The organism is Rhizobium sp. RM (assembly GCF_013390595.1).
Lineage (GTDB): Bacteria > Pseudomonadota > Alphaproteobacteria > Rhizobiales > Rhizobiaceae > Agrobacterium.
Map to the genome: position 1 here is coordinate 793,474 of NZ_JACAWV010000007.1, position 13,085 is coordinate 806,558.

Sequence of the window (13,085 nt, forward strand, 5' to 3'; positions counted from 1 at the left end):
CGTGTTGCGGCAGCCTTACCAACGATAGGTCAGCTTGCCCATGACGGTTCTTCCGTCACCGTAATAGCATCCGAAAGTGGAGCAACTAGAAATATATTCTTTATCAGTCAAGTTTTGCACGACAAGCGAGGCACGATAACCGTTTTTCTCGTAGTGAACCCCGATATCGAGCAGTGCGAGTGCCTTCATATCGAAGGCATTGGCGGCGTCACCGTAACGCTGACCGATATAACGCACGCCACCGCCGATGCCGAACCCCTCAAGAGCGGTGTCTTCCGGGAACGTATAATCGAGCCAGAGGCTCGCGGCATGGCGCGGCGCATTATCGAGTTCCTTGCCGTTGTTGACGCGGCCTGAAACCTCCGTGTCCATGTAGGTGTAGGCTGCCCTGAGATCGAGGCCATCAGCAAGTGTTGCCACGCCTTCAAGTTCGATGCCTTTTACACGCGCCTGGTCCATCTGCTGTGTCACGCCGCCGACGGTCGTCGTTACGTTTTTCTGTTTCAGGTCATAAGCCGCGACGGAGAAGAAACCGTCCCAGCCTTCAGGCTGGTACTTGATGCCAGCTTCCCATTGTTCGCCGGTCGTCGGCTTGGGTGCCTCACCAACGGCGGGTTGCGGCACGGGTTCGAACGACGTGGCATAGCTGACATAAGGCGCAATGCCATTGTCGAAGAGATAGCTCACGCCGGCACGCCCGGTCAGCTTGTGGTCATCCTTGTCGAGCGATCGATACGTGGTGCCATTGAATGTGGTACCGCTGGTGCTTGCCCAGTCCTGCCTGAGACCAGCGGTAACGCGCCAATTCTCAAATGCCATCTCGTCCTGCACATAGAGGCCGACCTGGGAAATATCGGTTTTCACGTCGGCATAAAGCGTGCGTGACGTCAGGCTGATCGGACCGCCATAAACTGGATTATCGGGGTTGAGCGACGTTGCCGCCCAAAATTCGGTTTTCACATTGTTGTCGAAGTAGCGATAATCGACCCCGGCCAGTACTGTGTGATCGACCGGCCCGGTCGAAAAATCGACCTGCAGGCTGTTGTCGATGTTAAAGGTGTTCAGCAACTCGTCCTGGAACGTTGCATTGCGACGAATGAGGTTGCCGATCATTCCGCTATTGGTCGAAGACATCCCAAGTGCCCGATAGGACCAATCGAAATTGGAATAACGGGCATTCTGTCTGAACGTAAAGGTGTCGTCGAAGCGGTGTTCGAACTCATAGCCGATATTCGTGAATTTGCGGCTGGACGTATCGAACGACGGATCACCGACATAGAAACTACGGTCAAGCATATTACCGGGGCGCAGATAGGTCAGCGCGGGAGGCAGACCGGATGGCGAGCTTGGGTTATCGTGCTGATAGGCGCCAAGGACCGTCAGTTTCGTATCTTCGTCGGGTTGCCAGGTGACTGCGGGCGCGATGAAATAGCGGTCGTTCTGCAGGTTGTCGGTTTGCGTGTGCGCGTTGCGCGCCACGCCGGTTAGCCGATAGGCAAAAGTGTCGCTGTCAGCGATCGGGCCACCAATGTCGAACATCGACTGGTAATAGTCGTAAGTACCGACTTGCGCGCCGACTTCTCCAAAGCGCTCGAAGGTGGGGCGTTTGCTGATGAGATTGATGAGACCGCCGGGGTTACCCTGTCCATAAAGAACCGATGCAGGCCCACGAATGACCTCGACACGCTCCAGACCATACACCTCGTAAGCAGGTGCACCTGCAGTACGCATGAGACGAAGGCCGTTGAGGAATTGCAACTGGTTTCCTGCAAAACCCCGAATTCGAGGCGCATCGAACCGCGGGTCGGAACCGGAGGGCTGAGAGACAACACCTGGAACGTAATTCAATGCTTCGCTGAGATTGCGGACACTTTGATTGTCCATCTGGTCTCTGGTGATGACAGAGATGGACTGTGGCGTCTCGATCAAGGAGCGGCCCGTCTTCGTCGCGCTTGCGCTGGTCTTTGCCACATATCCCTTGACTGGCGCTTTGGGGTCCTGCGTTTTGCCATTACCATCGACGGTAATCGTCTGGAGAGTCGTCGAACCGGTGTCCTGAGCGACGGCAGGCAGAGCTGCGCAGAGAGCGATCAGAGCGCAATTGCCCGCCAGGACAGAACTGTATTTCGACTTCGCCTTCACCCCGAGACCCTTTTCACCTGCGCACCCAAAAAACGGGCGCTTTTCTGGACTAATTCAGTCATCTTATTAAGCAAGTGGTCGATTATGATCCAATAAGCCAAAACCGGTTTTTTCATCACTGTTGATTATGATAGATGGTTTCGATAATAGCTTGAAATTATTCTAATCTGAAAACCGCACAACCATGACCAAACGGCAAAGACCTCGGGCCGAGACCTTCGAACTCCGGCACTTACGGTATTTCACCGCACTGGTGGACGAGCGCAACTTCGAGCGTGCTGCCATAAAGCTTGGCATCGCACAGCCGGGGTTAAGCCAGCAGATCATGAACCTCGAGGATATCGTCGGAATGCCATTGCTGGACCGGACACGCCGATCCGTGCAACTGACGGCCCCGGGCCAGCTTCTCTACGAAGATGCGAAAAAGATTCTGGCAGATGCCGATGCCACACTGGCAGCCCTCAAACGAGTCGATCGCGGGGAAACGGGCCGCATTACCATCGGTTATGTTGCTTCCGCCGCTTACTCTGGCCTGCTCATTCAGTCTATCGCCAGCTTTCGCGCATCTCATCCCGATGTGGAACTGCAACTCATCGAGATGGAAATGCGGCTGCAGCTATCCAAGATTGCCGACGGTAATCTCGATATCGCCTTCATACGTCCGCCGGCGCCGATACCGGAGGGTGTAGCGACCAACGTCATTCTGCGTGAGCCTCTGATGGCGGCACTGCCGCAAACCCATCCTTTCGCGTTCGCTCGCCAGGTCGATCTGAAGAACCTGTCACAGGAAACCTTCATCACACCCCGTCAGCCTCCCGATGTTGGCTTCCATTACAACACCATCGAAGCCTGCAACGAGGCAGGCTTCCAGCCGTCCATCAGCCCTGAAGGGCGCGATTACACCACCATCGCCTGCATGGTCTCTATCGGCCTTGGAATTGCACTCGTACCGCGTTCGCTCGATTGCCTGAGGTTGCCGGGTGTTCACTACGTGCCACTTTCATCCAGCACAACAACGTCTGATCTGGCAATTGCCTATCGCAAAACCGAAGCCTCTCCCGCCGTTCGGGCCTTCATCCTGCACAACAGGCAATGATGTCAGACGGCATCTTTTGAACCAACCCGTCAGGCGCACCGCCAGGATATGACGCCTCCATGACAAGGCTTTCAGGTTCATGTCAGCTAAATCCCGCATCCGCCATACAAGGCCGATGCGGTGCTGCACTTGCACGTGTTTTTTTACGCTCTTCGCTGTCGTCGGTTCATGTGAAATCTGGTGGACCTGACAGTGGCTCTATTTACGGCGAAAGCAACAGGAACTGAATCGTATCGTCCCGAAATCGGCAGCGTGCCGCTTAGCTTGCTAACGGGCGTGTATTTGCTGTTTTGCACGAACCAGACATTCTGGTCGAAAATACACACCTATCTGTCGGCCTATCCGGTTGCCATCGCGGCGCTTTATATTGCCATGGCGGCTCTTCTCTGCGCTCTGATAACGATTTTTTCCGCCAAATATCTCATCAAGCCGTTTCTGATCTTTCTGGTGATCGCAGCGGCCGCTGCGTCCTGGTTCATGGATCGTTATGGTATCGTCATTGACAGCGACATGATCCGCAACGCTATGGAAACAACGCCAGCCGAGGCCGGCAACCTGATGACGCCTGGCTTTATCCTGCATCTTGCGATCTACGGACTTGTGCCGTCCATCGTCATCATGGCTGTCAGGGTCAGGCATCGACCGATCCTCGACAAATTGCTCTGGAACACGGTCAGCATTTTGCTCTGCCTCCTTCTCGTCGGCATCATCAGCTTCGCCAATTCCAAGACCTTCACCACTGCCATCCGTCAGCACAAGGATATCGTAAAGAGCGTCAATCCGCTGTCTCCGATCCTGTCGACAATCCATTATTTCACCCAGGCCGGCAAAGAGGCTGAGATCACGGTGAGCCCAATCGGCCAGGATGCGAAAATTCTTCCTGCGCTGGGCGGCGTCCATAAACCGCGTGTCACCGTTATCGTCGCAGGAGAGACGGCGCGCGCGGCCAACTTCTCGCTCAACGGATATGAGCGCGACACCAATCCCGAACTGGAAAAGCGCGACGTGGTCTATTTTCCGAACACGACGAGCTGTGGCACCGCGACCGCCATTTCCATCCCCTGCATGTTCTCGAAATTCCCCCGTTCGAGCTATAGCCATAGCAAGGCGCTCGCCAACGAAAACGTCATGGATGTTCTCGTCCATGCGGGTGTGGATGCAAACTGGCTGGACAACAATACAGGCAGTAAAAATGTCGCCGACCGTATCGCCTATTTCGACTTGCCATCGACCAATGATACCCGCTTCTGCACAGGCGGAGAATGCCGCGACGACATCTTCTTTGACAAACTGGACAGTTGGCTCAACAACATTCGAAAGGACAGCGTCATCGTCCTTCACCAGATGGGTAGCCACGGACCAACCTATCACCTGCGCTACACCGACGAATTCCGGAAGTTCACACCGGATTGCCGTACCGCAGAGCTTGGCAATTGCACCGATAGCGAGATCGTCAATTCCTACGACAATACCCTTCTCTACACCGATCATTTTCTGTCGACAGTGATCGACAAGCTGAAAGCACGATCCGACAAGCTGGCGACCGGCATGATCTATGCTTCGGATCACGGTGAATCGCTTGGTGAGAACGGTGTCTACCTGCACGGCGCGCCCTATCTGCTGGCACCGGATCAGCAGACCCACGTTCCGTTCCTCGTCTGGTTCGATGATGACTTCGCCAGGTCAATGGGTCTGGACAGAGCCTGCCTTGCCAAGGATGCAGCAAAGGGTGGCCGTTCCCATGACGACTACTTCCACAGCATCCTGGGCATGATGAACATCTCCACCTCCGTCTACGATCCGTCACTCGATATTTTCAGCGGATGCACGACACGTCAGAGCAGTTGATCAGACAGAACTTGACGCTTGTCCTGCGAAAGCGATACGCAGGACAGCGCTATAAAGGGAGCTGTCTTGCGAGTTCTGCTTGTTGAAGACGATCACGTCTTGGGAGAGGCGTTGCGGGACCATGTTGCGGCAGCGGGACACGCAGTCGACTGGTTCAAGACGTTGAACGACGCCATGGCGGCAACATTGACCATGGCCTATGGGCTCGTTCTGCTCGACATGAGATTGCCTGATGGCGACGGCATCACCCTGTTGAAGGCCTTGCGCAATCGTAACGACGCCACACCCGTTATCATTCTGACTGCCCATGACCAGGTCTCCGACCGCATTGCAGGCTTGAATGCGGGTGCCGACGATTACCTCGTCAAACCGTTCGATCTCTACGAGCTTTCGGCCCGCATGCTGGCGGTTTCGCGGCGTTACGAAGGGCGTTCGGCGCCAGTCATTCGGTTGCCAGGCATCGAAATCGATCAGGTCGGGCGGAACATCGTGGTTGACGGAACGGCGCAGACGCTGAGTGCCAGAGAATGGGCCGTTCTTGAAAAACTTGTCGAGCGCCCGGGCGCGGTCATTTCGAAAACGCAATTGCACGACGCGCTTTACGCGTTTGGTGCAGAAATCGAAAGCAATACGGTCGAGGTCTATATCAGCCGTCTGCGCAAAAAAATCGGCCATGACCGCGTCGAGACCGTTCGCGGCGTGGGTTACACCATCAAGTAGGCAAGCATGTCCAAACCGGTCAGCATGACCCGAAAAATCGTCGTCGCCGTCACAAGCGTCGTTGCGGCGTCGTGGCTTCTCGCAAGTGGCCTCGGGATCATGGTGATGCAGGATGAATTCGCGGAAATCTTCGATTCCGGTGTGCAGGAAACGGCAGAGAGGCTGCTGCCTCTTCTGGTCGACGACCTCAGACAGAACAACACGGCACCCGCCCTGCAAAAACTTCGCTCCTCGGAGGGATCGGAATATCTGACCTATCAAGTCCGGGACCGCGAAGGACAGGTCGTCCTGCATTCGCATGACAGCTCGACCGAGCCTTTCGAGGTTTCGCTCGATCCCGGTTTTTCCGAAACCTCGACTCAACGTATCTATTCAGTAGCAACCCCGGACGGAAACTATGTCCTGCAGGTTGCAGACGCTTTCGCCAATCGCCGAGAAGCCATACAGGAGGCAGGAACCGCACTGCTCTTGCCCGTCCTCATTCTTATTCCCGCAAGTATCATCGCCGTGATCGTTGTCGTCAGACGAACACTCTATCCGATACGCACCCTGCGCGACGAGATCGGCAAGAAGGATGGCGGCAACCTTGCGCCGCTTGAAACCGAACCTTTTCCCGCAGAACTTCATCCTATCGCTCGCTCGGTCAACCTGCTGCTGGAGCGGCTGCGCGCAGCCATCGAGGCTGAGCGAGAGTTTACGGCAAACAGCGCTCACGAATTGCGCACGCCGATTGCCGGCGCCCTGGCGCAAACGCAGCGACTGCGTGCAGATATTCCTGCTGAACTGTCTCCCCGTGTGGAGAATATCGAAAAGTCGCTGAGCCATCTCGGTCATCTGGCGGAAAAACTGCTGCAGATGTCCCGTGCGGAGGCGAAGATCGGCGTCACTGACACCAGCAGCGATATCATGCCGGTCGTGGAACTGGTTGTTGACGATATCAGCAGATCGGCACTTGGTGCACGCCGTATCAGGTTCATCAACGATTGCGACACGGGTCTCGAATGTCGGATCGGTGCCGACGCATTGGGGATTGTCGTCAGAAATCTGCTCGAAAACGCACTGATCCACAGCACGGCGGGAAGTCCGGTGACGGTCCAGACGAAGCCCGACGGAACGATTACCGTCGTCAATTCCGCACCGGTGATCGACGAAGCACTGTTGCCCAAACTGACAACGCGCTTCACCAGAGGCCAGACGGGTGCCGAAGGCTCGGGCCTCGGCCTTGCCATCGTGAAAAAGCTGGTCGAAGAAAGCGGCGGAAAGCTGTTTCTGTCATCGCCGGCACCTGGACGAAAAGACGGGTTTGAAGCGCGCGTTGTCTTTCCCGTAAAAGCGGCCTGACGAAAAAAGCCCCGCCGAGGTCGACGGGGCTTGGATATTTATGGGCGTATTCGCCAGTTCAGTCTTCGTGGATGTGGCTGTGATCGCGTGTATCGCGCATCTTCACATAGACGATGAGCGACAGGGCAATCATGATCGTCACGTACCAGAAGAACCAGCCCTCATGGCCGATCTGCTTGAACTTGAGGGCGACGAACTCAGCCGTTCCACCGAAGATGGTATTGGCAAGCGCGTAAGGCAGCGCAACCCCAAGAGCACGGATATGTGCCGGGAACATTTCCGCCTTCACTACCGCGTTGATGGACGTGTAGCCCGTCACGATCAACAGCCCTGCAAGCACCAATGCGAAAGCCGTGAACGGGCTGGTCGTGGTCGCAAGGGTGCTGAAGATGAGATAGGTGAACAACGTTCCTAGGATACCGAAGCCGACCATCAACGGCTTGCGACCAATTTTGTCAGACAGCGCACCGGCAATCGGCTGGCACAGCATGAAGACAAAAAGGGCCGCCGTGGTAATTTCGGTCGCGCTCTCCTTGCTGAAGCCCGAGGTATTGACGAGGAATTTCTGCAGGTAGGTGGTGTAGGCGTAGAAGGCCAGGGTACCGCCCGATGTCAGGGCCATAACCATGAAGGCCTCCTTCGGGTAGTGCCGGAAAAGCGCCCAGCCGCTGGACTTCGGCTTGCTGTCGTCATTTTCCTTGACGTTCTTGAACGACTGCGTTTCGACCAGTCCACGGCGAATGTAAAACACCGCAATCGCCAGAACACCGCCGATGAAGAACGGAATGCGCCAGCCCCATGCGCTGAGCTGTTCGGGCGTCAACAGGCGCTGCAGGATGAGCAAAACGGCAAGTGCCAGAAGCTGACCGGATATCAGGGTGACATACTGGAAGCTGGAGAAGAAGCCACGGCGGCTCTTACCGGCCATTTCGCTGAGATAGGTCGCGCTGGCGCCATATTCGCCGCCGACGCTGATCCCTTGCAGCAAACGGGCAAAAACCAGAATTGCCGGTGCAGCTATACCAATCGTTTCATGGCCAGGGGTGATGGCAATCAGGAGCGACCCAAGACACATCAGCGTCACGGAAAGGGTCAGGCCTGCCTTGCGACCCTTGCGGTCGGCATAGGTGCCCATGAACCACGCACCGATTGGGCGCATCAGAAACCCGACAGCGAAAACCGCGGCGGCACTCAGGAGTTCGGCGGTCTGGTTCCCAGACGGGAAAAAGATCGGCGCAAAATAGAGGGTAAAGGCTGAGTAGACATACCAGTCATACCATTCAACGAGGTTACCCGCCGATCCACCGATGATGGATTTCAGCCGGGTTTTCTGATCCGGCGCAGCCGCCGGCTCATTTGTCATAATATTCACGCTAGACTCCGATTCAGTCTGATCTGGAGATTGGAGCGAGCAAGGAAGGTGTGATAATTTGTCGCTCCCTGCGGACGGTATATACCTCTGATGCTGCAATGCGCAAGCTTATGCTGCAATGCGGCATAATCCTTGCTTTCACCCGGTCGCATCTGCGTTTTCATATGCCGCCGTCGAGACGGCAAAAACACCAATCCCGCCGTTGCCAGTGGCTGCGGGGTAAAATAAAAAATATCAATGCTTTACAATATCGCACATTTGCAACTCGAGAAGCTCCTCGTGCCGGCATCACGGGCGGGCGAGGCGTTGGCGCGGCTGGACGAACGAATTTTACGCTCACCGCTGCGATTGGGCTTCATTGAGCGACAGGATTTCGGCGATGCGATCTCATCCATGTGGGTCGATGGCGAACTCGTGCACATGGAAGACCTCGTTTTGCATGAGGCGCGAATGGACGTACGTGCGCCCACGCACGAGATGATTTCCGCCTACAGGATTTTGCGAACCCGACGCACGATCTTCGCAAATGTCAGAGGATGGGCCTTCTCGGCGAGCGGCTTGTCCCGCCTGCGTGGCAAGATATCGGATACTGATGAAAGTACAGGCCTCCAAAGTTTCTCTCCCGCTACACCGGATGTCGATGAAACGTCTGTCGAAGATGCGCCACTGCAAGATGCTTTTTCCGAGCTGGATGCCCTTCTGGCACGCAGCACGGCAACATTGCAGGCCGTCACCGGAGGGCGTGATCTTCCGCCAAGCCTGCCCGCGAACGACAGCCACGCTCTGATCCGTGATGCAGACTGGGACGAAGAAGAAAGGCTTGAGGAGTGGCGGCAGGTTCATGACGCAAGCCAGACACTCCCGCCGATCCTGCGCGCCGCGATCATGCTGGACGCGTGGAACAAGCTTGAAGTTCTGCAACGAAGCCCCTGGCTTGGCAGGCTGCTGACAGCGGCTTTTCTACGCGATTCGGGGGTTTCTCCTGACAATCTGCCAGCGCTCAGCCCAGGCCTGCGCGCTGTTGCACGCGACCGCAGACATGCCGCCGACCAGACAGAGCGCACCGTAGCGCTTCTCGACAGTTTTTACGAAGCCGCTGTTGGCGGACTGAAAGAGCATGACAGGCTCCTGCACGCCCGTGAAAGAATGCTGCGGAAACTGGTCGGCCGGCGTTCCAGCTCGCGATTGCCGGCACTGATCGACCTTGTTGTCGCCCGGCCCGTCGTCTCGGCCTCCGTCATCGTCAAGGAACTTGGAACAACACCGCAAGGCGCTGTGGGACTAGCCAACCAGCTTGAACTTCGCGAAGTCACGGGGCGCGGGCGATTTCGTGCCTGGGGAATGCTTTGAGGCTGACTGATACTGGCTTTCTCGGCGTGACAGCAGCTATGCTCACTGGATAAGCAACTGAAACAATTTCAGAATTTTCCGATCACGATTCTTAACAAAATTTAACTATTGCGGAGCGGGTCGAAATGTCTATCTTCCTCGCAGCGTTGCAGCCCAATTTATTCTCCGGCAACGCAGTCGCATTCAACACCGGCAATATTTTCAGACCGGCGACATCTAGTGTCCATCACGAGGGAGATGCAAGTCATGACCATTTCCATTTCACAGCCAGATTCCGATCAGGAAACCAGCGCACCATTTGCCAGAAAGATACTGGCAGCCAGAAACCACGCCGGCTACACGGTCGACCAACTGGCAATAACCTGTGGCCTTACGACCACCGAAATCCGAGCCCTGGAAGAGGGCACTGACAGCGATCCGCTACGCATCAAGCGCGTTGCGGCTGCTTTGAACATCCCCGTCGAAGCTGTCATCTGATCTTCTGCGCTCCGACTTGACCGCCGCCCACGGAATGTTCTTGATGGAGCATTCCGGCGGCGTTTGAATGTTCGCCTTCAGAAATGGCGAAACTATTTCCGAAGCTTCTCTTAAAATTTCGCTTTTCAGCACCACATGAGCGTGGTCACCGGCATCCGCCGGGCGCTGCCTGCACGACCGAGAGCCGGCCACATTTCGGGAATCCGCTCATGACACTTCGCGATAACACCGAGGATCTCATTTCGGCGTCGACGCTCAATCTTTGGCCGACGGAAAAAACCGGCATCCTCGACTGGCTCGTGACCGATACCAAGGGTCAGCGTTTCATCGACGAAATATTCGTGGAAATGTGCGAGCGGTTGCGTTCCGAAGGCGTTTCCATCGCACGTGCCGTCCTTGCCTTCCAGGTTCGCCACCCGCAATGGCTTGGTGCGCGCATACTTTGGAAGCCGGGCATCGAAACCGCCGACATCGATACATTCGGGTACGGATCGGAAAGTTCTCCGGAATATATCAACAGTCCAATCAGCGAGATCCATCGTGGTGCTCAGGAGGTTCGCCAGCGGCTGCAAAGCGGCGCAACGAACGGGGCCGGATATGCGATCTATGACGATCTTCTCGCCGAGGGAATGACAGATTATTGTGCCTGGCCAATAGAACACACGTTCGAAAAACGGCATGTGGCGAGTTTCGCCAGCGATCGCCCTGGCGGATTTTCTGATGCTGAAATCGCAACGTTGAAAAATCTTATACCCGCGCTCGCGCTCGTCAGCGAGATCAGGGTCAAAAATCGCATGGCGCGGACATTGCTGGAAACCTATGTCGGACCACATGCTGGGGCGAAGATTCTGGATGGCGCAACGACACGCGGAAGCGGCGCCACGGTCGGCGCGGCGATCCTGATCTGCGATCTGCGCAATTTCACACATATTTCCGACCTTTGGCCAAGAGACGATGTGATCGAACTGCTCAACGGCTATTTCGACGCCATGTGCGATCCGATCGAGGAATTTGGTGGGGAGATCCTGAAGTTTATGGGCGACGGATTGCTGGCGGTTTTCCCACTCAGCAATCCCGACGCCTGCCACAATCTTCTCAAGGCGATTGGCAAGGCGCAGGAAGGGCTTGCCGCGCTCAATGAAGTCAACAGGCAGAAAGGCCACGAACATCTAGGGTACGGCATCGGCGTTCATATCGGCGATGTCATGTATGGCAACATCGGTTCGAAAACCCGTCTGGATTTCACCGTCATCGGCCCAGCGGTGAACATAGCATCTCGCCTTGAAACCCTGACGAAAGACACTGGGCGACCGGTTCTCTTTTCCAAGGAATTCGTCAACGCTGCAGGATGTAGCGACAAGCTGGAAAACCTCGGACCCTGGTTGCTTCGTGGACTTGAAACCCCTGTGGAAGTCTACGCTCTCCCCGCGCAAAGCCACGCATAAGCGACTTATATAAAAACACATTTGTCATGCGGCTACGCCATCATCGATGACTGCGGCGCGCTTTTTCATCTTAAACAAACGTCAGGTGCATTGTGACCGGACACGTCAAACCAGCGCCCGAAAGGGACGCATCTGCTCGTTTAATTCGCTTGACATGATGCACCTGTCGATCTAGCAAAATAGAACATATATTCCATATTTTCACATAGAGAGTTCTACATTCTGCCTTTCAGGGAGTGGAGGGCAGTTATGAGCAACGGGAGGAATGATGGTTACGAAACTGGCACTGCTTGGCGCTGGTCGCATCGGCAAGGTTCACGCCAAGGCAATCGCGACGGATAGTCGCGCGAAGCTGGTCGCCGTGGTCGATGCAATGGAAAACGCAGCGAAGGCAATCGCAGAGGAAACAGGATGTGCCGTCAGCACAATTGGCGACGTCTTGGCGAACAAGGACATCGACGCCGTCATCATCTGCACGCCGACCAATACGCATTCCGACCTGATCGAGCGCTTTTCGCGCGCCGGCAAAGCGATCTTCTGTGAAAAACCCGTCGACCTCGACGTTGCACGTGCGGAAGCCTGCGCAAAGGTGGTTCAGGAAACCGGCGCGAAGGTCATGCTTGGCTTCAATCGCCGTTTCGACCCTCATTTTCAGGCCGTTCACAAGGCGATCGAAGATGGCCGCATCGGCAAGGTGGAAATGGTGACGATCACCAGCCGTGATCCCGGCCCGCCGCCTGGAGACTATATCAAGGTGTCCGGCGGCATTTTCCGTGACATGACCATCCACGATTTCGATATGGCGCGTTTCCTGCTCGGCGAAGAGGTAAGCGACGTCTTCGCAAGCGGTTCCGTTCTCGTAAATCCCGAGATCGGTGCGCTTGGCGATTTCGACAGTGCCAGTGTCATTCTCACCACCAAGAGCGGAAAACAGGCCATCATTTCGAACTCACGCCGGGCCACATATGGTTACGACCAGCGCATTGAAGTACACGGTTCTCTTGGCTCGGCGGCTGCCGAGAACCAGCGTCCGGTTTCCATCGAGATCGCCAATGCGGACGGCTATACACGCCCGCCTCTGCATGATTTTTTCATGACGCGTTATACCGCCGCTTATGCTGCGGAAATCACGGCGTTCATCGATTGCATCCAGAACAATAAGGCGCCATCGCCATCCATTACCGACGGGCTCATTGCCCTCAAGCTGGCGGATGCGGCCCTTAAATCCGCCCAAACGAAAACAGCTGTTTCGATCGCTTGAAACGGCGAAAGGCAAAAAAGGCCGGGCGACAAC

At 55.9% G+C, this 13,085-nt stretch carries 10 protein-coding genes; 8 read left to right on the top strand and 2 right to left on the bottom strand.

The window, feature by feature from the left end:
• Positions 1-15: 15 nt before the first annotated feature.
• A complete protein-coding gene (locus tag HWX89_RS08200) occupies positions 16-2,142 on the bottom strand; it encodes a TonB-dependent siderophore receptor (protein ID WP_138791984.1) in 2,127 nt (708 codons plus the stop codon).
• 184 nt (positions 2,143-2,326) lie between these two features.
• On the opposite strand from HWX89_RS08200, the gene HWX89_RS08205 reads away from it, so the two are divergent.
• From HWX89_RS08205 to HWX89_RS08220, 4 genes are all read left to right on the top strand, one after another.
• Positions 2,327-3,238, top strand: a complete 912-nt coding sequence (locus HWX89_RS08205) for a LysR family transcriptional regulator (protein ID WP_138791983.1) — start codon at positions 2,327-2,329, stop codon at positions 3,236-3,238.
• Positions 3,239-3,418: 180 nt separating this feature from the next.
• Entirely contained in the window at positions 3,419-5,086 is a 1,668-nt protein-coding gene (locus HWX89_RS08210) for a phosphoethanolamine transferase (RefSeq protein WP_138791982.1), read from the top strand.
• A 66-nt stretch (positions 5,087-5,152) separates the two neighbouring features.
• A complete protein-coding gene (locus HWX89_RS08215; RefSeq protein ID WP_138791981.1) occupies positions 5,153-5,806 on the top strand; it encodes a response regulator transcription factor in 654 nt (217 codons plus the stop codon).
• Between the two features lie 6 nt (positions 5,807-5,812).
• Entirely contained in the window at positions 5,813-7,147 is a 1,335-nt protein-coding gene (locus tag HWX89_RS08220; protein ID WP_138791980.1) for a sensor histidine kinase, read from the top strand.
• Positions 7,148-7,205: 58 nt separating this feature from the next.
• Here HWX89_RS08220 and HWX89_RS08225 read toward each other — a convergent pair whose 3' ends face one another.
• The gene (locus HWX89_RS08225; protein WP_138792261.1) at positions 7,206-8,510 is read right to left on the bottom strand and encodes an MFS transporter; all 1,305 of its coding nucleotides are present in this window, start codon (positions 8,508-8,510) and stop codon (positions 7,206-7,208) included.
• A 246-nt stretch (positions 8,511-8,756) separates the two neighbouring features.
• Between HWX89_RS08225 and HWX89_RS08230 the strand changes: the two genes are divergently transcribed.
• The 4 genes from HWX89_RS08230 (at position 8,757) to iolG (ending at position 13,052) form a co-directional block, all read left to right on the top strand.
• Positions 8,757-9,869, top strand: coding sequence for an RHE_PE00001 family protein (locus HWX89_RS08230; protein ID WP_138791979.1), 1,113 nt, complete (start codon positions 8,757-8,759; stop codon positions 9,867-9,869).
• A gap of 246 nt (positions 9,870-10,115) precedes the next feature.
• Complete coding sequence (locus HWX89_RS08235) at positions 10,116-10,346, top strand: helix-turn-helix domain-containing protein (RefSeq protein WP_138791978.1); 231 nt, start codon at positions 10,116-10,118, stop codon at positions 10,344-10,346.
• Positions 10,347-10,555: 209 nt separating this feature from the next.
• A complete protein-coding gene (locus tag HWX89_RS08240) occupies positions 10,556-11,791 on the top strand; it encodes an adenylate/guanylate cyclase domain-containing protein (RefSeq protein WP_138791977.1) in 1,236 nt (411 codons plus the stop codon).
• Positions 11,792-12,059: 268 nt separating this feature from the next.
• The gene (iolG, locus tag HWX89_RS08245; protein WP_138791976.1) at positions 12,060-13,052 is read left to right on the top strand and encodes an inositol 2-dehydrogenase; all 993 of its coding nucleotides are present in this window, start codon (positions 12,060-12,062) and stop codon (positions 13,050-13,052) included.
• Positions 13,053-13,085 lie beyond the last annotated feature (33 nt).

Excerpts from the sequence above, each read along its gene's own strand:
- HWX89_RS08205 (WP_138791983.1), top strand. The coding sequence starts at position 2,327 with ATGACCAAACGGCAAAGACCTCGGGCCGAGACCTTCGAACTCCGGCAC.
- HWX89_RS08220 (WP_138791980.1), top strand. The coding sequence starts at position 5,813 with ATGTCCAAACCGGTCAGCATGACCCGAAAAATCGTCGTCGCCGTCACA.
- HWX89_RS08225 (WP_138792261.1), bottom strand. The coding sequence starts at position 8,510 with ATGACAAATGAGCCGGCGGCTGCGCCGGATCAGAAAACCCGGCTGAAA.
- HWX89_RS08230 (WP_138791979.1), top strand. The coding sequence starts at position 8,757 with ATGCTTTACAATATCGCACATTTGCAACTCGAGAAGCTCCTCGTGCCG.
- HWX89_RS08235 (WP_138791978.1), top strand. The coding sequence starts at position 10,116 with ATGACCATTTCCATTTCACAGCCAGATTCCGATCAGGAAACCAGCGCA.
- HWX89_RS08240 (WP_138791977.1), top strand. The coding sequence starts at position 10,556 with ATGACACTTCGCGATAACACCGAGGATCTCATTTCGGCGTCGACGCTC.
- iolG (WP_138791976.1), top strand. The coding sequence starts at position 12,060 with ATGGTTACGAAACTGGCACTGCTTGGCGCTGGTCGCATCGGCAAGGTT.